This is a genomic window from Citrobacter telavivensis, from assembly GCF_041807075.1.
In the GTDB taxonomy this organism is placed as follows: domain Bacteria; phylum Pseudomonadota; class Gammaproteobacteria; order Enterobacterales; family Enterobacteriaceae; genus Citrobacter_A; species Citrobacter_A telavivensis.
Map to the genome: position 1 here is coordinate 369,673 of NZ_JBGUBF010000003.1, position 19,823 is coordinate 389,495.

Below are 19,823 nucleotides of genomic sequence, written 5' to 3' on the forward strand. Positions count from 1 at the left end.
GCGCATACGCTTACCGGACCCACAGGATCGACCAGGCCGGGTAAGGCGAAGCCGCCACCCGGCTTTTTTCTGTTTTCTTGCCACTGAAACGTCATTCACCTGAAGCCTGACTGTCACCGCTTCGTCATCTAACGGTTATCTTTCTGTCATTCGCGCATGTCATGTTACCTCGCGAGCATAAAACGCGTGATTTCGCGCATCCGGCACAATAAGAGAGATGATGACAATGACATCGTTACGACACACAGCTTTGGGTCTGGCGGTTGGTCTGGCTTTTGCGACGAACGCAATGGCCGTTACCACCATTCCATTCTGGCATTCCATGGAAGGGGAGTTGGGTAAAGAAGTTGACTCCCTGGCGCAACGTTTCAACGACACCCACCCGGATTACAAGATTGTGCCGGTGTACAAAGGTAACTACGAACAGAGCCTGAGCGCCGGCATCGCCGCGTTCCGTACCGGAAATGCGCCAGCGCTGCTACAGGTTTATGAAGTCGGTACCGCGACAATGATGGCCTCGAAAGCCATCAAGCCGGTCTATGAAGTGTTCAAGGACGCAGGGATTAACTTCGACGAATCGCAGTTTGTACCGACCGTTTCTGGCTACTACACCGATTCGAAAACCGGGCATCTGTTGTCTCAGCCGTTTAACAGTTCCACCCCGGTGCTGTACTACAACAAAGACGCTTTCAAGAAAGCCGGTTTAGATCCGGAGCAACCGCCGAAAACCTGGCAGGATCTGGCTGACTACACCGCGAAGCTGAAAGCCGCAGGGATGAAGTGTGGCTACGCCAGCGGCTGGCAGGGCTGGATCCAGATTGAAAACTTCAGCGCCTGGCACGGTCTGCCGGTGGCGACTAAAAATAACGGTTTCGACGGCACTGATGCGGTGCTGGAGTTCAATAAACCGGAGCAGGTGAAACACATCGCGCTGCTGGAAGCACTGAACAAGAAGGGCGATTTCAGCTACTTCGGACGTAAAGACGAGTCCACCGAGAAGTTCTATAACGGCGATTGCGCTATCACAACTGCCTCTTCCGGATCGCTTGCTGATATCCGCCATTACGCCAAATTCAACTATGGCGTAGGCATGATGCCTTACGATGCGGACGCCAAAGGCGCGCCGCAGAACGCCATCATCGGCGGCGCGAGCCTGTGGGTGATGCAGGGCAAAGACAACGATACCTACAAAGGCGTTGCCGAGTTCCTCGACTTCCTGGCAAAACCGGAAAATGCGGCCGAATGGCATCAGAAGACCGGCTATCTGCCGATCACCAAAGCCGCTTACGATCTGACCCGCGAGCAGGGCTTCTATGACAAGAACCCCGGTGCGGATATTGCGACGCGTCAGATGCTGAACAAGCCGCCATTACCGTTCACCAAAGGGCTGCGTCTGGGTAACATGCCGCAGATCCGCACCATCGTTGATGAAGAGCTGGAAGGCGTGTGGACCGGCAAGAAAACTCCGCAGCAGGCGCTGGATGCCGCCGTCGAGCGCGGTAATCAGCTGCTGCGCCGCTTTGAGCAGTCTACGAAGTCTTAATGTTTTTGCCGGATGGCGCTACGCTTATCCGGCCTACGCGAATCTGTAGGCCGGATAAGCGTAGCGTCATCCGGCGCTGTTCAGGAATCAACCCCTTATGTCCTCATCCCGTCCGGTGTTCCGCTCGCGTTGGCTGCCCTATTTGCTGGTCGCGCCACAACTGGCGATCACCGTCATTTTCTTTATCTGGCCTGCGGGTGAAGCGCTGTGGTACTCACTACAAAGCGTCGATCCGTTTGGGCTTTCCAGCCAGTTTGTCGGGCTGGATAATTTCGTCACGCTGTTTCATGACAGCTACTACCTCGACTCCTTCTGGACGACGATCAAATTCAGCGCGCTGGTGACCTTCAGCGGCCTGCTGGTATCGTTATTTTTCGCCGCGCTGGTGGATTACGTGGTGCGCGGCAGTCGTCTGTATCAGACGCTGATGCTGCTGCCCTATGCCGTGGCGCCTGCGGTGGCCGCCGTATTGTGGATCTTCCTGTTTAATCCTGGCCGCGGGCTTATTACCCATTTCCTTGAGCAGTTTGGCTATGACTGGAACCACGCGCAGAACAGCGGACAGGCGATGTTCCTGGTGGTTTTTGCGTCTGTCTGGAAGCAGATTAGTTACAACTTCCTTTTCTTCTTCGCCGCGCTGCAATCGATCCCGCGCTCGCTGGTTGAAGCCGCCGCGATCGATGGCGCCGGGCCGATCCGTCGCTTTTTCAAACTGGCGTTACCGCTGATCGCGCCGGTGAGTTTCTTCCTGTTGGTGGTCAATCTGGTCTACGCCTTCTTCGATACGTTCCCGGTTATTGATGCCGCGACGGCAGGCGGTCCGGTGCAGGCTACCACCACGCTGATTTATAAGATCTACCGCGAAGGGTTTGCCGGGCTGGATCTCTCTGCGTCCGCCGCGCAGTCGGTGGTGCTGATGTTCCTCGTCATCATTCTGACGGTGGTGCAGTTCCGCTACGTAGAAAGTAAGGTGCGTTACCAATGATTGAAAACCGTCGCGGGCTGACGATATTCAGCCACACCATGCTGATACTGGGGATTACGGTGATTTTGTTCCCGCTGTACGTCGCGTTTGTCGCGGCGACGCTGGACAACAACGCGGTGTTTGAAACGCCGATGACGCTTATCCCCGGTACGCATCTGCTGGAAAACATGAAAAACATCTGGGTCAACGGCGTCGGTGCGAACAGCGCGCCGTTCTGGCTGATGATGCTCAACAGCTTCATCATGGCGTTTGGCATTACGGTGGGGAAAATCGCGGTCTCGATGCTTTCCGCCTTTGCCATCGTCTGGTTTCGTTTTCCGCTGCGTAACCTGTTCTTCTGGATGATTTTTATCACCCTGATGCTGCCGGTTGAAGTGCGCATCTTCCCGACGGTGGAAGTGATCGCCAACCTGAAAATGCTCGACAGTTACGCCGGGCTGACGCTGCCGCTGATGGCCTCGGCAACCGCCACCTTTTTGTTCCGCCAGTTCTTTATGACCCTGCCGGATGAACTGATTGAAGCGGCGCGTATTGACGGTGCCTCGCCGATGCGTTTTTTCCGCGACATCGTGCTGCCGCTGTCGAAAACCAATCTGGCGGCGTTGTTCGTCATCACCTTTATCTACGGCTGGAACCAGTATCTGTGGCCGTTGCTGATTATTACTGACGTCAATCTGGGGACTGCCGTGGCGGGGATCAAAGGCATGATTGCCACCGGCGAAGGCACCACCTTGTGGAATCAGGTGATGGCGGCAATGCTGCTGACCCTCATCCCGCCGGTCATTATCGTTTTAGCCATGCAGCGGGCGTTTGTGCGTGGTTTAGTGGACAGTGAGAAGTAGGATACCGCGATGGCAGGTTTAAAATTACAGGCAGTAACCAAAAGCTGGGATGGTAAAACCCAGGTGATTCAACCGCTGACGCTGGACGTGGCGGACGGTGAATTTATTGTGATGGTCGGCCCATCCGGCTGCGGGAAATCAACGCTTCTGCGGATGGTGGCCGGACTGGAGCGTGTCACCAGCGGTGATATCTGGATCGACCGTCAGCGCGTGACCGAAATGGAGCCAAAAGATCGCGGGATCGCGATGGTTTTCCAGAACTACGCGCTCTATCCGCACATGAGCGTGGAAGAGAACATGGCGTGGGGGCTGAAAATCCGAGGGATGGGCAAGGGGCATATTGAGCAGCGAGTGAAAGAGGCGGCGCGTATTCTCGAACTGGACGGCCTGCTCAAACGTCGTCCGCGCGAACTCTCCGGTGGCCAGCGTCAGCGTGTGGCGATGGGGCGCGCCATTGTGCGCGATCCCGCCGTGTTCCTGTTTGATGAGCCGCTCTCTAACCTGGATGCCAAACTGCGCGTGCAGATGCGCCTGGAACTCCAGCATCTGCACCGTCGCCTGAAAACCACCTCGCTGTACGTGACCCACGATCAGGTCGAAGCGATGACGCTCGCCCAGCGCGTGATGGTGATGAACAAAGGCATTGCCGAGCAGATTGGCACGCCGGTGGAGGTCTACGAAAAACCGGCCAGCCGCTTTGTCGCGAGCTTTATTGGCAGTCCGGCGATGAACCTGCTGGAAGGGCGTATCAGCCATGCGGGTACGCATTTCGAACTGGAGAGCGGCATGGCGCTACCGGTGAACTGGTTTTATCGTGGCTATGCCGGGCGTAAAATGACGCTGGGTATCCGCCCGGAACATATTGCGCTAAGCTCCCAGGCGGAAGGCGGCGTGCCGCTGGTGATGGACACGCTGGAGATGCTGGGCGCGGACAACCTGGCGCACGGTCGCTGGGGCGATCAAAAGCTGGTGGTGCGTCTGGCCCATCAGGATCGCCCAAAGGCAGGCAGCACGCTGTGGCTGCATCTACCGGAAAATCATTTGCACCTTTTTGACGGTGAAACAGGACAACGTGTATGAGTAACTGGCCGTATCCCCGCATCGTCGCCCATCGTGGCGGCGGTAAACTGGCACCGGAAAACACGCTGGCGGCGATCGACGTTGGCGCGCACTACGGGCACACCATGATCGAGTTCGACGCGAAGCTGTCGAAGGATGGGGAAATATTCCTGCTGCACGATGACAACCTTGAACGCACCAGCAACGGCTGGGGCGTGGCGGGGGAGCTCAGCTGGCAGGATTTGCTGCGGGTGGACGCCGGCGGCTGGTACAGCGGCGAATTTAAAGGCGAACCGCTCCCACTACTCTCGCAGGTGGCAGAACGCTGTCGCCTGCATGGCCTGATGGCCAATATCGAAATTAAACCGACCACCGGAACCGGGCCACAGACGGGGAAAGTGATAGCCCTCGCCGCGCGTACGCTGTGGCAGGGGATGACCGCACCGTTGCTGTCGTCATTTGACATCGATGCGCTGGAGGCCGCGCAGGCCGCCGCGGTGGAGTTACCTCGAGGTTTGTTGCTTGACGAGTGGCGTGATGACTGGCGCGAACTGACCGCTCGCCTGGCCTGCGTGTCGATTCACCTGAATCACACCCTGTTGGATGAAACGCGGGTTAAGCAGCTTAAAACGGCGGGGTTACATATTCTGGTATATACCGTCAACAAACCCCAGCGCGCGGCGGAACTGCTGCGCTGGGGCGTGGACTGCATCTGTACCGATGCGATTGACGTGATTGGCCCGGACTTTACTGCTGCGGGTTAAGCATATCGCCATTCTGACGCGGCGGTAGCATGTGCTGCTGGCCGCTCCCCTGGCGCGTACCGCCACTCAACATTCCGCCGTTGGTATTCGGTAACGGCTGTTCGCGTACCTGACCCTGCTGGATCCGCTGCTGATTGTTGTTCATTTGCGTTTGCAGGTTTTGCTGCTGGAGTTGCGTCTGCGATTTTAACTGCTGATTTAACATCCCTTTCTGTTGGATCTGCTGTGTTTGCATCTGCGTTTGCATCCGCTGCTGGCTGGGGATCTGATAACCCGGCTGGTTCGGATTGTTCAGGGTGTTAATCGGCTGTGCGAGACAGGCAAATGGCAGTAGCGCTGCCAAAATTAAGCATCGTTTCATCATCTTTCCTCCTCTGAGGTATCTCTTAAGTTTACCCCTTTCCTGGAGAAACGATGATCATTTCAGAGTTATGCACCAGGCTTAGTGGGGGGCTGACCCCGCATCTTTGGAGAATAACGATGACGAAACCGACGTTTTTACGCCGGGTAGCCCTTGCTGCTCTGCTCTCAGGAAGCTGTTTCAGCGTGCTCGCTGCTCCCCCTCCTCCGCCTCCGGTGTCGTATGGCGTGGAAGAGGATGTGTTCCATCCCGTTCGCGCGAAACAGGGGATGGTGGCCTCGGTGGATGCGATGGCAACAAAGGTGGGGGTGGATATTCTCAAACAGGGCGGTAACGCTGTGGATGCCGCGGTTGCCGTGGGATATGCGCTGGCGGTGACGCATCCGCAGGCCGGGAATCTGGGCGGCGGTGGTTTTATGCTGCTGCGGACCAAAGACGGTAAGACCACGGCGATCGATTTTCGCGAAATGGCACCGGCTAACGCTACACGCGACATGTTCCTTGACGATCAGGGCAATCCGGACAGTAAAAAATCGCTGACCTCCCATCTGGCTTCCGGCACGCCGGGCACAGTGGCTGGGTTCTCACTGGCGCTGGAAAAATATGGCACCCTGCCGCTCAACAAAGTGGTGCGTCCGGCGATCAAGCTGGCTGAAGAGGGCTTTGTGGTTAACGATGCGCTGGCGGACGATCTGAAAACCTACGGCAGTGAAGTGTTGCCGAATCACGAGAACAGCAAAGCTATTTTCTGGAAGGATGGCGAACCGCTGAAAAAGGGCGACAAGCTGGTGCAGAAAAACCTGGCAAAAAGTCTGGAGCTGATTGCGGAAAAGGGGCCTGAGGCTTTCTATAAAGGGGCGATTGCCGACCAGATTGCGCAGGAGATGCAGAAAAACGGCGGTTTGATGACTAAAGAAGATTTGGCGGGCTACCAGGCGGTAGAGCGCACGCCGATCGGCGGCGACTATCGCGGGTATCAGGTCTTCTCAATGCCGCCCCCGTCCTCTGGCGGGATCCACATCGTGCAGATCCTGAATATCCTTGAAAATTTCGACATGAAGAAATACGGCTTTGGCAGTGCGGACGCCATGCAGGTGATGGCGGAAGCGGAGAAACAGGCCTACGCCGATCGTTCGGAATACCTGGGTGACCCGGATTTTGTGAACGTGCCGTGGCAAGCGCTGACCAACAAAGATTACGCCAAATCGATTGCCGAACGGATTGATATCAACAAGGCGAAACCTTCCAGTGAAATTCGCCCTGGTAAGCTTGCGCCTTATGAGAGTAACCAGACGACTCACTTCTCGGTGGTGGATAAAGACGGTAACGCCGTGGCGGTGACGTATACCCTCAACACCACCTTCGGCACCGGCATTGTGGCGGGTAACACCGGCATTCTGATGAATAACGAGATGGATGACTTTTCGGCCAAACCGGGCGTACCTAACGTCTATGGTCTGGTGGGGGGCGATGCCAATGCCGTTGGACCGAAGAAACGTCCGCTGTCGTCGATGTCGCCCACCATCGTGGTGAAAGACGGTAAAACCTGGCTGGTCACCGGCAGCCCTGGCGGGAGTCGTATTATCACGACCGTGCTGCAAATGGTGGTCAATAGCATCGATTTCGGGATGAACGTGGCGGAAGCCACCAATGCGCCGCGTTTCCATCATCAATGGTTGCCGGATGAGTTGCGTGTGGAAAAAGGCTTTAGCCCGGACACCCTCAAACTGCTTGAGCAAAAAGGGCAGAAGGTCGCGCTGAAAGAGGCGATGGGTAGCACGCAGAGCATTATGGTCGGGCCGGACGGCACGTTGTACGGTGCATCTGACCCACGCACCGTGGACGATTTAACCGCAGGGTATTGATTTTGTTGCCGGGTGGCGGCTTCGCCTTACCCGGCCTACGTTTGTGCAGCTGTAGGCCCGGTAAGCGTAGCGCCACCGGGCAATTTGTCACTTCATCCGCGCCATAAAATATGCATCGACATATTCGCCGTTACGCAGGCCGTACTTTTTGCCGGTGCCTTCAATTTCGAAACCGTATTTTTTATACACCGCCACGGCGGGCGCATTATCGACAAACACCGTTAATTCAATGCGTTCGACGCGCAGCCAGTTGTCGCACATATCGATCATGGTGCGCATTAATGCGCTGGCGACCCCGTGGTTTTGCCATTGTGTATCGACACAAATACCAAAATCGGCGACGTGACTCCGGCGCGGACGCTGAGCGACGGCAATGCACAGGTGTCCGACGACGCGGTCATCAATACAGGCGACAAGTTGTTTGATGCCGGGCTGTTCGGCGAGTCGTGTCTGCCACATCTCGCTGGAAGGATGAGGAACCTGTAGCGTGTTGTAATACACCTCCGGCTGGGCATGGATCTGACGAATCGCGTCGTAATCTTTGGTCTCAGCGTGGCGTATCACGATCTCACTCATTCCCGCTCTCCTTCATCGTTAATTGTGCCTTTACAGTCGCTGAGATTAAAAATGTCGTCAACCGCATTTTTTTGTAAAAATCACTGGACAACTGCGAATGAGAATGATTATTATTGCTCTGCGTTCAGGAAGACCCTTGCGGAGAAACCTGAAAGCACGACATTGCTCACATTGCTTCCAGTATTATTTTAGCCAGCCGGGTGCTGGCTTTTTTTTGGTTTTTTTCAGCCTGGCTTACTTGTCATTTTGTCCCCGGGAAGTGCTCGAGCTCCTCACGTACATTAAGTACGCTCCGGTTGCTGTGCGCAGGCCGTGAATAATCTGCCTGCGCCACTCACGCCCGAGGCGCGAGCAATCCGTTTCCAGGTGCGCCAGCGCGCCCTCAAGGACTTCCCGCATTTTGTCTCCCTCCGCTTTGCGCTATGGTGTAGGTCATCACCTTCTGAAAGGACAGCATCATGACCTTACATTGCGCATTTATCGGGTTCGGCAAGAGCGCGACTCGCTACCATCTTCCGTACGTTCTCAACCGTAAAGACACCTGGCATGTGGCCCATATTTTTCGCCGTCACGCGAAGCCGGAAGAGCAGGCACCCATCTACTCACACATCCATTTCACCAGCGATCTTGATGAAGTGTTCAACGACCCTGAGGTGAAACTGGTCGTCATCTGTACCCACGCGGACAGCCATTTTGACTACGCGAAACGGGCGCTGGAAGCCGGAAAGAACGTACTGGTTGAGAAGCCATTCACCCCGACGATGGTTGAAGCGAAGGTGCTGTTTGAACTGGCGCAAAACAAAGGGTTGACGGTGACGCCGTATCAGAACCGTCGCTTTGATTCCTGTTTCCTGACCGCCAAAAAAGCGATTGAAAGCGGTAAGCTTGGTGAGATTGTGGAAGTGGAAAGCCACTTCGATTACTACCGTCCGGTTGTGGAAACCCACCCCGGTTTGCCGCAGGATGGCGCGTTCTATGGCCTGGGCGTACACACCCTGGATCAGATAATCTCGTTGTTTGGTCGCCCGGACCATGTGGCCTACGATATCCGCAGCCTGCGCAATAAGGCCAATCCGGATGACACCTTTGAAGCGCAGCTGTTTTACGGCGATGTAAAGGCGATTGTCAAAACCAGCCATCTGGTGAAAATCGACTATCCGAAGTTTATCGTTCACGGCACCAAAGGTTCGTTTATCAAATACGGTATTGATCAGCAGGAAACCAGCCTGAAGGCCAACATCATGCCGGGTGAACCGGGCTTTGCGGCGGATGATTCCGTTGGCGTGCTGGAGTACGTCAACGATGAAGGCGTGACGGTGAAAGAAGAGATCAAACCGGAAACGGGCGACTATGGTCGTGTCTACGACGCGCTGTATGCCACTCTCACCACCGGCGTGCCAAATTACGTCAAGGAATCTGAAGTTCTTACCAATCTTGAAATTCTCGAGCGGGCATTTGAACAGGCCTCTCCTGCCACCATCAGCCTCGCCCGATAAGCCGGATTGACTCCTCCTGAGTTGTTCATAATTTTTGAACAGAGGAGTCAATTTTCACCCTCTATGATTGATGGTGGATTCGGTCCACACTTACTCCATCGAAAACATCTGGGGGTGAACACAATGATCTACTTACGCAAAGCAAACGACCGTGGCCACGCGAATCATGGCTGGCTGGATTCCTGGCATACCTTCTCTTTTGCGGATTACTACGATCCAAACTTTATGGGCTTCTCGGCACTGCGCGTGATTAACGACGACGTGATCGACGCTGGTCAGGGGTTCGGTACTCACCCACATAAAGACATGGAAATCCTGACCTACGTGCTGGAAGGCGCAGTAGAACACCAGGACAGCATGGGCAATAAAGAGCAGGTTCCGGCGGGTGAATTCCAGATTATGAGCGCGGGGACCGGGATCCGTCACTCTGAGTACAACCCGAGCAAAACGGATCGTCTGCGTCTGTATCAGATCTGGATCATTCCGGAAAAAACCGGCATCACGCCGCGTTACGAGCAGCGCCGCTTCGACGCCGCGCAGGGCAAACAGCTGGTGCTGTCGCCGGACGCTCGCGACGGCTCGTTGAAAGTGTACCAGGATATGGAGCTGTACCGCTGGGCGCTGGTGAAAGGCGAGCAGTCAGTACATCAGATTGCCGCTGAACGTCGCGTCTGGATCCAGGTGGTAAAAGGTGAGGTGAGCATTAACGGCACTAAAGCCACTACCAGCGACGGTCTGGCGATTTGGGATGAGCAGGCTCTGTCAATTCATGCTGACAGCGATAGCGAAATCCTGCTGTTTGATCTGCCTCCTGTATAAATAATTACGCAACCTTCCCTTTAAACGGGGAAGGTTGTGCTTTGTCCGTGATAAACTGAGCAAATCTCTCACTTATGATTTCTCAGGACGATGAAGAAGAAAAGACCCGTACTTCAGGATGTAGCCGACCGCGTTGGCGTGACCAAAATGACGGTCAGCCGCTTTTTGCGTAATCCGGAGCAAGTTTCCGTCGCTCTGCGGGGCAAGATCGCTGCTGCACTTGATGAACTGGGTTATATTCCCAATCGCGCACCTGATATCCTCTCCAACGCCACCAGCCGGGCCATTGGCGTTTTACTGCCCTCGTTAACCAACCAGGTTTTTGCCGAAGTTTTACGCGGCATTGAGGCCGTGACGGACGCGCATGGCTATCAAACCATGCTGGCGCACTACGGTTATAAGCCAGAGATGGAACAGGAGCGTCTGGAATCGATGCTCTCGTGGAACATCGATGGTCTGATCCTGACTGAACGTACCCATACGCCGCGCACGTTGAAAATGATCGAAGTGGCCGGAATTCCGGTGGTTGAACTGATGGACAGTCAGTCGCCTTGCCTCGATATCGCTGTCGGTTTTGACAACTTTGAAGCCGCGCGTCAGATGACCGCCGCGATTATTACACGCGGGCATCGCCACATCGCTTATCTGGGAGCACGTCTCGACGAACGTACTATCATCAAACAGAAGGGTTATGAGCAGGCGATGCTGGATGCGGGTCTGGTACCCTACAGTGTGATGGTGGAGCAGTCTTCTTCTTACTCCTCGGGTATTGAGCTTATCCGTCAGGCGCGTCGTGAGTATCCACAACTGGACGGTATCTTCTGTACCAACGATGACCTGGCGGTGGGCGCAGCTTTTGAATGTCAGCGTTTAGGGCTGAAGATCCCGGACGACATGGCAATTGCGGGTTTCCACGGCCATGATATCGGCCAGGTGATGGAGCCGCGTCTGGCCAGCGTGCTGACGCCGCGCGAGCGAATGGGCAGCATTGGCGCAGAACGTCTGCTGGCGCGCATCCGCGGGGAGAGCGTCACGCCAAAAATGTTAGATTTAGGTTTCACCTTGTCACCGGGTGGATCTATTTAAGCCGACAAGTTTGAAGTAGCTCACACTTATTCACTTCTCGCACGTTTGGATATTGCTTCTGTTTTAGTCAGGCTGGACAATGTTACCGATAACAGTTACCCGTAACAATTCCTGATTCTTGTACTGTGGGGGCACCACTTTGAGCACGACTAACCATGATCACCACATTTACGTTCTGATGGGCGTATCGGGCAGTGGCAAATCCGCTGTCGCCAGCGAAGTAGCGCATCAACTGCATGCCGCGTTTCTTGATGGCGATTTTCTCCATCCGCGTCACAACATTGAGAAAATGGCGTCTGGTGAGCCACTCAATGATGACGACCGTAAGCCGTGGCTGCAGGCGCTGAATGATGCGGCGTTTGCGATGCAGCGTACCAACAAGGTTTCGCTGATCGTCTGTTCCGCGCTGAAAAAACACTACCGTGACCTGCTGCGTGACGGTAACCCGAACCTCTCTTTCATCTACCTGAAAGGCGATTTCGACGTGATCGAAAGCCGTCTGAAGGCGCGTAAAGGCCATTTCTTCAAAACCCAGATGCTGGTGACGCAGTTTGAAACGCTGCAAGAGCCGGGTGCTGACGAAAACGATGTACTGGTGGTGGATATCGATCAGCCACTGGAAGGTGTTGTTGCCAGCACCATTGAGGTCATTAATAAAAGGCAGTAAGTTTTGAGTACATTAACGCTTGTTTTAACGGCAGTAGGCTCTGTTCTGCTGCTGTTGTTTTTAGTGATGAAGGCGCGTATGCACGCCTTCGTTGCTTTGATGGTGGTGTCTATTGGTGCAGGTCTCTTTTCCGGTATGCCGCTCGATAAAATCGCGGCGACAATGGAAAAAGGGATGGGAGGTACGCTGGGTTTCCTGGCGATTGTGGTCGCTCTGGGGGCAATGTTCGGCAAGATTTTGCATGAAACGGGCGCGGTCGATCAGATTGCGGTCAAGATGTTGAAATCCTTCGGCCACAGTCGCGCGCACTATGCGATTGGGCTGGCGGGGCTGATTTGCGCGCTGCCGCTGTTCTTTGAAGTGGCGATTGTACTGTTGATTAGCGTCGCGTTTTCGATGGCGCGTCACACCGGTACGAACCTGGTGAAGCTGGTGATTCCGCTGTTTGCGGGCGTGGCGGCTGCCGCCGCATTTCTGCTGCCAGGGCCGGCGCCGATGCTGCTCGCCTCTCAGATGCACGCCGACTTCGGTTGGATGATTCTGATTGGTCTGTGCGCTGCGATTCCTGGGATGATCATCGCCGGGCCGCTGTGGGGCAACTTTATCAGCCGCTACGTTGAGCTGAATATTCCTGACGATATTACCGAACCGCACCTGGGCGAGGGCAAAATGCCGTCCTTCGGCTTTAGCCTGTCGCTGATCCTGCTGCCGCTGGTGCTGGTGGGGCTGAAAACCATCGCCGCACGCTTTGTGCCGGTCGGTTCTACGGCTTATCAGTGGTTTGAATTTGTCGGTCACCCGTTCACCGCAATTCTGGTGGCTTGTCTGGTGGCGATTTACGGCCTGGCGATGCGTCAGGGGATGCCGAAAGATAAGGTGATGGAGATCTGCGGTCACGCGCTGCAACCGGCGGGGATCATCCTGCTGGTGATTGGTGCAGGCGGCGTCTTCAAGCAGGTACTGGTGGATTCCGGCGTGGGCCCGGCATTGGGTGAAGCGCTGACCGGGATGGGCTTACCGATTGCCATTACCTGCTTCGTGCTGGCGGCGGCGGTGCGTATCATTCAGGGCTCCGCGACCGTGGCCTGCTTAACGGCGGTGGGTCTGGTGATGCCGGTGATTGAACAACTGAACTTCTCCGGTGCGCAGATGGCGGCGCTGTCTATCTGCATCGCAGGCGGTTCTATCGTGGTCAGCCACGTGAACGACGCCGGTTTCTGGCTGTTCGGGAAATTCACCGGTGCGACAGAAGCACAAACCCTGAAGACCTGGACGATGATGGAAACCATCCTCGGCACCGTGGGCGCCGTTATTGGGATGATTGCGTTTCAACTATTGAGCTGATGTTTGTCGGGTGGCGCTTGCGCTTACCCGACCTACAAAAACCGCAAATACCAGGCCCGGTAAGCATAAAAGCGACCGGGCTTTTTTACGCTTTTATCCCTTCATCCACATCCGAATACCGTCCAGGAACATCTGGGTCGCCATCATCACCAGAATCAACCCCATCAGGCGCTCCAGCGCGTTCACCCCTTTCTCACCCAGCAGACGCAGAAACAGCGACGACTGCAGCAGGATCGCAAAGGTCCCGCCCCAGGCCAACAGCAGGGCAATCACCAGATGTCCCATCTGATTCGGATACTGATGTGATAACAGCATCAGCGTGGCCAAAATGGTTGGACCGGCCACTAACGGGATCGCCAGCGGGACAATAAAGGGTTCTTCACCCGCCGGAAGTCCGGCACTGTTTCCGGTGGCGCTGGGGAAAATCATCTTGATGGCGATCAGAAACAGGATAATGCCCCCGGATATTGAAACCGTTTCGGCTCGCAAATTAAGAAATGCGAGAATTTTCTCGCCCGCGAAGAGGAAGATCAGCATCAGCAACAGCGCAATGAAAAGCTCGCGCACCATTATCGCCCGACGCCGTTTCGGCTCGGTATGTTTCAGTACGGACATGAAAATGGGCAAGTTACCGAGCGGATCCATAATCAGGATCAATAAAACGGCTGCAGAAATGATTTCATTCATAACTCAAATTCCCTGATAATTGCCCTGGACTTTCTGCTCGCTTAAGCAGCGGGATAAGTCGCATTACTGATGGCATCGCTATCATTGATTAAATTCACTTGCGACTTTGGCTGCTTTTTGTATGGTGAAGGATGAGCCAGTAGGACACTGGTCAGCATACACAGCACACATCTTTGCAGGAAAAAAACGCTATGAAAAATGTTGGTTTTATCGGCTGGCGCGGTATGGTCGGCTCTGTTCTCATGCAACGCATGGTTGAAGAGCGCGACTTCGACGCCATTCGCCCTGTTTTCTTTTCAACTTCCCAGCTTGGGCAGGCAGCGCCGACGTTCGGCGGCACCTCGACCGGCACACTTCAGGACGCTTTCGATCTGGACGCGCTGAAAGCGCTCGATATCATCGTGACCTGTCAGGGCGGCGATTATACCAACGAAATCTATCCAAAGCTTCGTGAAAGCGGATGGCAGGGTTACTGGATTGACGCCGCCTCTTCACTGCGCATGAAAGATGACGCGATCATCATTCTCGACCCGGTAAACCAGGATGTCATCACCAACGGCCTGAACAAGGGGATTAAAACCTTTGTTGGCGGTAACTGTACCGTCAGCCTGATGCTGATGTCGCTGGGCGGCCTGTTTGCTCACGACCTGGTGGACTGGGTGTCGGTTGCAACCTACCAGGCGGCCTCCGGCGGCGGCGCGCGTCATATGCGCGAACTGCTCAACCAGATGGGCCAGCTGCATAGCTACGTGGCTGATGAACTGGCAACCCCTTCTTCCGCCATCCTCGATATCGAACGCAAAGTCACCCAACTGACCCGTAGCGGCGAATTGCCGGTGGATAACTTTGGCGTCCCGCTGGCGGGCAGTCTGATTCCGTGGATCGACAAACAGCTTGATAACGGCCAGAGCCGCGAAGAGTGGAAAGGTCAGGCGGAAACCAACAAGATCCTCGACACCGCGTCAGTCATCCCGGTAGATGGCCTGTGCGTGCGCGTCGGCGCGCTGCGCTGCCACAGTCAGGCGTTCACCATTAAGCTGAAAAAAGATGTTTCCATTCCGACCGTGGAAGAACTGCTGGCGGCTCACAATCCGTGGGCGAAAGTGGTGCCAAACGATCGGGATATCACTATGCGTGAGTTAACCCCAGCGGCCGTTACCGGTACGTTGACCACGCCGGTTGGCCGTCTGCGTAAGCTGAATATGGGACCGGAGTTCCTGTCAGCCTTTACGGTGGGCGACCAACTGCTATGGGGGGCAGCAGAGCCGTTGCGCCGCATGTTACGGCATCTGGCGTAACCGCGTTTGTTTATATTCAAGGGGTGCTGAGTCACCCCTTTTTATGCGTAAAAAAGGAGTAAACGCAGATGTATTATCTTTATGCAGGAGTTAATTAAAGTGTTGGCTATTCTTTAAGGGTGTCCTGATCGCAGTATCAGGGCTTTACCTGAAGGTAGGACGGGGCAGAGAGGATGCACAATTGTGCTGCGCCGTTCAGGTCAAAAAAAGTGTCACTGGCTGATGTCGAAAATCAGTTGGAGGAGTGACACCAAAAACAGGATGAAAACCATGTCCGATCGAATCGATAGAGACGTGATTAATGCGCTAATTGCAGGCCATTTTGCGGATCCTTTTTCCGTACTCGGTATGCACCAGACCTCTGCCGGACTTGAAGTCCGCGCACTTTTACCTGACGCCACTGAAGTGTGGGTGATTGAACCTAAAACCGGACGCAAAGTCGGCAAACTGGACTGCCTCGACTCACGCGGTTTTTTCAGCGGTGTATTACCTCGCCGTAAAAATCCTTTTCGCTACCAACTCGCTGTTGTCTGGCATGGCCAGCAAAATCTGATTGATGATCCCTACCGTTTTGGCCCCCTGATTCAGGATATGGATGCCTGGCTGCTGTCTGAAGGCACCCATTTGCGTCCGTATGAAACCCTGGGGGCGCACGCGGACACGATGGATGGCGTCACGGGCACGCGTTTCTCCGTCTGGGCGCCAAACGCGCGTCGCGTTTCCGTGGTCGGGCAATTTAACTTCTGGGATGGTCGCCGTCACCCGATGCGTCTGCGCAAAGAAAGCGGCATCTGGGAACTGTTCATCCCCGGCGCGCAGCATGGTCAGCTCTACAAATATGAGATGATTGACGCCAACGGCAACCTGCGGGTTAAGGCCGACCCTTACGCCTTTGAAGCGCAGATGCGTCCGGAAACGGCCTCGCTCATTTGCGGTCTGCCCGAAAAAGTGGAACAAACCGAGGCGCGCAAAAAAGCCAACCAGTTCGACGCGCCTATCTCCATCTATGAAGTGCATCTGGGCTCGTGGCGTCGACATACTGACAATAATTTCTGGCTGAGCTACCGCGAACTCGCCGATCAGCTCATCCCGTATGTGAAATGGATGGGGTTCACCCATATCGAACTGATGCCGGTGAACGAGCATCCGTTTGACGGCAGTTGGGGCTACCAGCCAACCGGTCTTTATGCGCCAACGCGTCGTTTCGGCACGCGCGATGATTTCCGTTATTTCGTGAACGCCGCGCATCAGGCGGGTCTGAACGTGATCCTGGACTGGGTGCCGGGCCACTTCCCGTCAGATGATTTTGCGCTGGCCGAATTTGATGGCACCAAACTGTACGAACATAGCGACCCGCGCGAAGGGTATCACCAGGACTGGAATACGCTTATCTACAACTATGGTCGTCGTGAGGTCAGTAACTATCTGGTGGGTAACGCCCTGTACTGGATTGAACGCTTTGGTATTGACGCCCTGCGCGTGGACGCCGTGGCGTCGATGATCTATCGCGATTACAGTCGCAAAGAGGGCGAGTGGATCCCCAACGAATTTGGCGGTCGCGAAAACCTGGAAGCGATTGAATTTCTGCGCAATACCAACCGCATTCTCGGTGAGCAGGTGCCGGGAGCGGTGAGCATGGCGGAAGAGTCGACGGATTTTGCCGGCGTCTCTCGCCCCCAGGATATGGGCGGTTTGGGTTTCTGGTACAAATGGAACCTCGGCTGGATGCACGACACCCTCGATTACATGAAGCTGGATCCCGTTTATCGTAAGCATCACCAGGATAAGCTGACTTTCGGCATGCTCTACAACTACACCGAAAACTTTGTTCTGCCGCTGTCGCATGACGAAGTGGTGCACGGTAAGAAATCGATTCTTGACCGTATGCCGGGCGACGCGTGGCAAAAATTTGCCAACCTGCGCGCCTATTACGGTTGGATGTGGGCCTTCCCGGGCAAGAAACTGCTGTTTATGGGCAACGAATTTGCTCAGGGACGCGAGTGGAACCATGATGCCAGCCTCGACTGGCACCTGCTTGAGGGCGGCGACAACTGGCACCACGGTGTACAGCGGCTGGTACGCGACCTCAACCAGACCTACCGTTACCACAAAGCGTTGCATGAACTCGACTTTGATTCCTACGGCTTTGAATGGCTGGTAGTGGATGACAACGAACGTTCGGTACTGGCGTTTGTCCGCCGCGACAAGGTCGGGAATGAAATTATCGTCGTTAGCAACTTCACGCCGGTGCCGCGTCACGGTTATCGCTTTGGCGTCAATCAGCCGGGTAAATGGCGCGAAATTCTCAATACCGATTCAATGCACTATCACGGCAGCAATGCCGGGAACGGCGGAGCGGTACATACCGATGAGATTTCCAGCCACGGACGCCCGCAATCGCTGAGTCTGACCCTGCCGCCGCTGTCGACAATCTGGCTGGTGCGGGAGGCGGAATGACGCAACTGGTTGCCGGCAACGCCACACCGCATGGCGCAACGTATGACGGACACGGCGTGAATTTCACGCTCTTTTCCGCGCATGCTGAGCGCGTTGAGCTGTGTGTGTTTGACGCGTCAGGCAATGAGCAGCGCTACGACCTGCCAGCGCGCACCGGGGATGTCTGGCACGGTTATCTGGCCGGCGCCCGTCCCGGTCTGCGCTATGGCTACCGCGTGCATGGCCCGTGGCAGCCCGCGCAGGGGCACTGGTTTAATCCGGCGAAGCTGCTGATTGATCCCTGCGCGCGTCGCGTAGAGGGCGACCTGAAAGATGACCCGCTGATGCATGCGGGTTATGACCAGCCGGATCATCGCGATAACGCCACCATTGCGCCGAAGTGCGTGGTGACAGCCGATCGCTATGACTGGGAGGACGATGCCCCGCCGCGCACGCCGTGGGGCAACACCGTGGTCTATGAAGCGCACGTCAAAGGATTAACCTGTCTGCATCCGCAGATCCCGCCGGAGATTCGCGGTACGTATAAAGCGCTCGGTCATCCGGTGATGATCAACTACCTGAAGCATTTGGGTATTACCGCGCTGGAACTGCTGCCCGTGGCGCATTTCGCCAGTGAACCGCGTTTACAACGGTTGGGACTGTCGAACTACTGGGGCTACAACCCCGTCGCGCTGTTTGCGCTGCATCCGAGCTATGCCTGCTTGCCAGAGACGGCGCTGGACGAATTCCGCGATGCCGTTAAGGCGCTGCACAACGCGGGTATTGAGGTCATCCTCGACATTGTGCTCAATCACAGTGCTGAGCTGGATCTGGACGGACCGCTCATCTCCCTGCGCGGAATCGACAACCGTAGCTATTATTGGATCAGAGAGGATGGCGATTATCACAACTGGACCGGTTGCGGTAACACGCTCAATCTCAGCCATCCTGGCGTGGTGGAGTATGCCCTTGAATGCCTGCGTTACTGGGTCGAAACCTGCCACGTTGATGGTTTTCGATTTGACCTGGCATCGGTGATGGGGCGCACGCCGGCGTTTCGCCAGGATGCGCCGTTGTTTACCGCCATCAAACAGTGCCCGGTACTGTCCGCCGTTAAGCTTATCGCTGAACCGTGGGATATCGGGGCTGGCGGGTATCAGGTGGGGAATTTCCCCGCGCCGTTCGCTGAGTGGAACGATCATTTTCGCGATGCGTCACGCCGCTTCTGGCTACAGCGCAATCTGTCGCTTGGTGAGTTTGCCGGGCGCTTTGCGGCCTCCAGCGACGTGTTTAAGCGGGATGGGCGCAAACCTTCTGCTTCCATCAATCTGGTCACCGCGCATGACGGTTTTACGCTCAGAGACTGCGTTTGCTTCAATCAGAAACACAATGAGGCAAACGGAGAGGAAAATCGGGACGGAACCGACAATAACCATAGCAATAATCATGGTAAAGAAGGATTAGGCGGCACTCTGGAGGTCGTCGAACGTCGACGCGACAGCATTCATGCGTTGCTGACGACGCTTTTACTTTCTCAGGGAACGCCAATGTTGCTGGCCGGTGATGAACATGGACACAGTCAGCATGGCAACAACAACGCCTACTGTCAGGACAATGCGTTGACCTGGCTGGACTGGTCGCAGGCGAGCGGGGGATTAATCGATTTTACCGCCGCATTGATAAAACTGCGCCAGCAAATCCCGGCGCTGGTGGGAGACCATTGGTGGGAAGAGGGAGATGGCAACGTGCGCTGGCTTAACCGCCACGCACAACCATTGAGTGCGGATGAGTGGCAACACGGGCCAATGCAGATGCAAATCCTGCTGTCGGACTGTTTTCTTATTGCTATCAATGCCGCGCTTGATACCGCTGAAATTGTTTTACCTGAAGGGGAATGGCGTGCTGTTCCCCCCTTTGCCGGAGTGGATAATCCGGTAATTACGGCTGTCTGGCCGGGACCTGCGCACGGACTGTGTGTGTTCCAGAGATGATCAA

The 19,823-nt window shown here is 55.5% G+C and carries 17 protein-coding genes; 14 read left to right on the top strand and 3 right to left on the bottom strand.

The window, feature by feature from the left end; translation table 11 throughout:
* Positions 1-226: 226 nt before the first annotated feature.
* From ugpB to ugpQ, 5 genes are all read left to right on the top strand, one after another.
* Positions 227-1,543 carry a sn-glycerol-3-phosphate ABC transporter substrate-binding protein UgpB gene (gene ugpB / locus ACERJC_RS16435; protein WP_152400359.1) on the top strand — a complete coding sequence of 439 codons (1,317 nt, stop codon included), beginning with the start codon at positions 227-229 and terminating at the stop codon, positions 1,541-1,543.
* Positions 1,544-1,640: 97 nt separating this feature from the next.
* Positions 1,641-2,528 carry a sn-glycerol-3-phosphate ABC transporter permease UgpA gene (ugpA, locus tag ACERJC_RS16440; RefSeq protein WP_152400358.1) on the top strand — a complete coding sequence of 296 codons (888 nt, stop codon included), beginning with the start codon at positions 1,641-1,643 and terminating at the stop codon, positions 2,526-2,528.
* On the top strand, positions 2,525-3,370 hold the full coding sequence (gene ugpE, locus ACERJC_RS16445; protein ID WP_373672082.1) for a sn-glycerol-3-phosphate ABC transporter permease UgpE: 846 nt from the start codon (positions 2,525-2,527) through the stop codon (positions 3,368-3,370). The genes ugpA and ugpE overlap by 4 nt, the downstream gene beginning before the upstream one ends.
* Positions 3,371-3,379: 9 nt before the next feature.
* Positions 3,380-4,450 carry a sn-glycerol-3-phosphate import ATP-binding protein UgpC gene (locus ACERJC_RS16450; protein ID WP_373672083.1) on the top strand — a complete coding sequence of 357 codons (1,071 nt, stop codon included), beginning with the start codon at positions 3,380-3,382 and terminating at the stop codon, positions 4,448-4,450.
* Positions 4,447-5,193 carry a glycerophosphodiester phosphodiesterase gene (ugpQ, locus tag ACERJC_RS16455; protein WP_373672084.1) on the top strand — a complete coding sequence of 249 codons (747 nt, stop codon included), beginning with the start codon at positions 4,447-4,449 and terminating at the stop codon, positions 5,191-5,193. The genes ACERJC_RS16450 and ugpQ overlap by 4 nt, the downstream gene beginning before the upstream one ends.
* Here ugpQ and ACERJC_RS16460 read toward each other — a convergent pair.
* Complete coding sequence (locus tag ACERJC_RS16460; RefSeq protein WP_286632062.1) at positions 5,177-5,554, bottom strand: DUF2756 family protein; 378 nt, start codon at positions 5,552-5,554, stop codon at positions 5,177-5,179. The genes ugpQ and ACERJC_RS16460 overlap by 17 nt on opposite strands.
* A 119-nt stretch (positions 5,555-5,673) precedes the next feature.
* Between ACERJC_RS16460 and ggt the strand changes: the two genes are divergently transcribed.
* The gene (gene ggt, locus ACERJC_RS16465) at positions 5,674-7,419 is read left to right on the top strand and encodes a gamma-glutamyltransferase (protein WP_373672085.1); all 1,746 of its coding nucleotides are present in this window, start codon (positions 5,674-5,676) and stop codon (positions 7,417-7,419) included.
* An 87-nt stretch (positions 7,420-7,506) separates the two neighbouring features.
* On the opposite strand, the gene yhhY is transcribed toward ggt, so the two are convergent.
* A complete protein-coding gene (gene yhhY / locus ACERJC_RS16470; RefSeq protein ID WP_178825009.1) occupies positions 7,507-7,995 on the bottom strand; it encodes an N-acetyltransferase in 489 nt (162 codons plus the stop codon).
* A gap of 458 nt (positions 7,996-8,453) precedes the next feature.
* Here yhhY and ACERJC_RS16475 point away from each other — a divergent pair, with 458 nt between their 5' ends.
* From ACERJC_RS16475 to gntU, 5 genes are all read left to right on the top strand, one after another.
* Positions 8,454-9,491: an oxidoreductase gene (locus ACERJC_RS16475; RefSeq protein WP_152400353.1), complete on the top strand. Its 1,038-nt coding sequence runs from the start codon at positions 8,454-8,456 to the stop codon at positions 9,489-9,491.
* A 123-nt stretch (positions 9,492-9,614) separates the two neighbouring features.
* Positions 9,615-10,310 (top strand): pirin family protein, encoded by a 696-nt coding sequence (locus tag ACERJC_RS16480; protein WP_044253806.1) that lies wholly within the window; start codon positions 9,615-9,617, stop codon positions 10,308-10,310.
* Between the two features lie 90 nt (positions 10,311-10,400).
* On the top strand, positions 10,401-11,396 hold the full coding sequence (gene gntR, locus ACERJC_RS16485; protein ID WP_152400352.1) for a gluconate operon transcriptional repressor GntR: 996 nt from the start codon (positions 10,401-10,403) through the stop codon (positions 11,394-11,396).
* A gap of 139 nt (positions 11,397-11,535) precedes the next feature.
* Positions 11,536-12,063: a gluconokinase gene (gene gntK / locus ACERJC_RS16490; RefSeq protein ID WP_373672086.1), complete on the top strand. Its 528-nt coding sequence runs from the start codon at positions 11,536-11,538 to the stop codon at positions 12,061-12,063.
* 3 nt (positions 12,064-12,066) lie between these two features.
* Positions 12,067-13,407 (top strand): gluconate transporter, encoded by a 1,341-nt coding sequence (gene gntU / locus ACERJC_RS16495; RefSeq protein WP_152400351.1) that lies wholly within the window; start codon positions 12,067-12,069, stop codon positions 13,405-13,407.
* Between the two features lie 93 nt (positions 13,408-13,500).
* Here the strand turns inward: gntU and yhgN are convergent, their stop codons facing one another.
* Positions 13,501-14,094: an NAAT family transporter YhgN gene (yhgN, locus tag ACERJC_RS16500; protein ID WP_042322978.1), complete on the bottom strand. Its 594-nt coding sequence runs from the start codon at positions 14,092-14,094 to the stop codon at positions 13,501-13,503.
* Between the two features lie 191 nt (positions 14,095-14,285).
* Here yhgN and asd point away from each other — a divergent pair, with 191 nt between their 5' ends.
* The 3 genes from asd (at position 14,286) to glgX (ending at position 19,819) form a co-directional block, all read left to right on the top strand.
* Entirely contained in the window at positions 14,286-15,392 is a 1,107-nt protein-coding gene (asd, locus tag ACERJC_RS16505) for an aspartate-semialdehyde dehydrogenase (protein WP_286631841.1), read from the top strand.
* A gap of 270 nt (positions 15,393-15,662) precedes the next feature.
* Positions 15,663-17,849, top strand: a complete 2,187-nt coding sequence (glgB, locus tag ACERJC_RS16510; RefSeq protein ID WP_373672087.1) for a 1,4-alpha-glucan branching enzyme — start codon at positions 15,663-15,665, stop codon at positions 17,847-17,849.
* Entirely contained in the window at positions 17,846-19,819 is a 1,974-nt protein-coding gene (gene glgX, locus ACERJC_RS16515) for a glycogen debranching protein GlgX (protein WP_373672088.1), read from the top strand. The genes glgB and glgX overlap by 4 nt, the downstream gene beginning before the upstream one ends.
* Positions 19,820-19,823: the final 4 nt, after the last annotated feature.

Coding starts and splice junctions, on each gene's coding strand:
- ugpQ (WP_373672084.1), top strand. CDS start 4,447: ATGAGTAACTGGCCGTATCCCCGCATCGTCGCCCATCGTGGCGGCGGT.
- yhhY (WP_178825009.1), bottom strand. CDS start 7,995: ATGAGTGAGATCGTGATACGCCACGCTGAGACCAAAGATTACGACGCG.
- ACERJC_RS16460 (WP_286632062.1), bottom strand. CDS start 5,554: ATGAAACGATGCTTAATTTTGGCAGCGCTACTGCCATTTGCCTGTCTC.
- ugpE (WP_373672082.1), top strand. CDS start 2,525: ATGATTGAAAACCGTCGCGGGCTGACGATATTCAGCCACACCATGCTG.
- yhgN (WP_042322978.1), bottom strand. CDS start 14,094: ATGAATGAAATCATTTCTGCAGCCGTTTTATTGATCCTGATTATGGAT.
- ggt (WP_373672085.1), top strand. CDS start 5,674: ATGACGAAACCGACGTTTTTACGCCGGGTAGCCCTTGCTGCTCTGCTC.
- ACERJC_RS16480 (WP_044253806.1), top strand. CDS start 9,615: ATGATCTACTTACGCAAAGCAAACGACCGTGGCCACGCGAATCATGGC.
- glgB (WP_373672087.1), top strand. CDS start 15,663: ATGTCCGATCGAATCGATAGAGACGTGATTAATGCGCTAATTGCAGGC.
- gntR (WP_152400352.1), top strand. CDS start 10,401: ATGAAGAAGAAAAGACCCGTACTTCAGGATGTAGCCGACCGCGTTGGC.
- ACERJC_RS16475 (WP_152400353.1), top strand. CDS start 8,454: ATGACCTTACATTGCGCATTTATCGGGTTCGGCAAGAGCGCGACTCGC.
- glgX (WP_373672088.1), top strand. CDS start 17,846: ATGACGCAACTGGTTGCCGGCAACGCCACACCGCATGGCGCAACGTAT.
- ugpA (WP_152400358.1), top strand. CDS start 1,641: ATGTCCTCATCCCGTCCGGTGTTCCGCTCGCGTTGGCTGCCCTATTTG.
- ugpB (WP_152400359.1), top strand. CDS start 227: ATGACATCGTTACGACACACAGCTTTGGGTCTGGCGGTTGGTCTGGCT.
- ACERJC_RS16450 (WP_373672083.1), top strand. CDS start 3,380: ATGGCAGGTTTAAAATTACAGGCAGTAACCAAAAGCTGGGATGGTAAA.
- asd (WP_286631841.1), top strand. CDS start 14,286: ATGAAAAATGTTGGTTTTATCGGCTGGCGCGGTATGGTCGGCTCTGTT.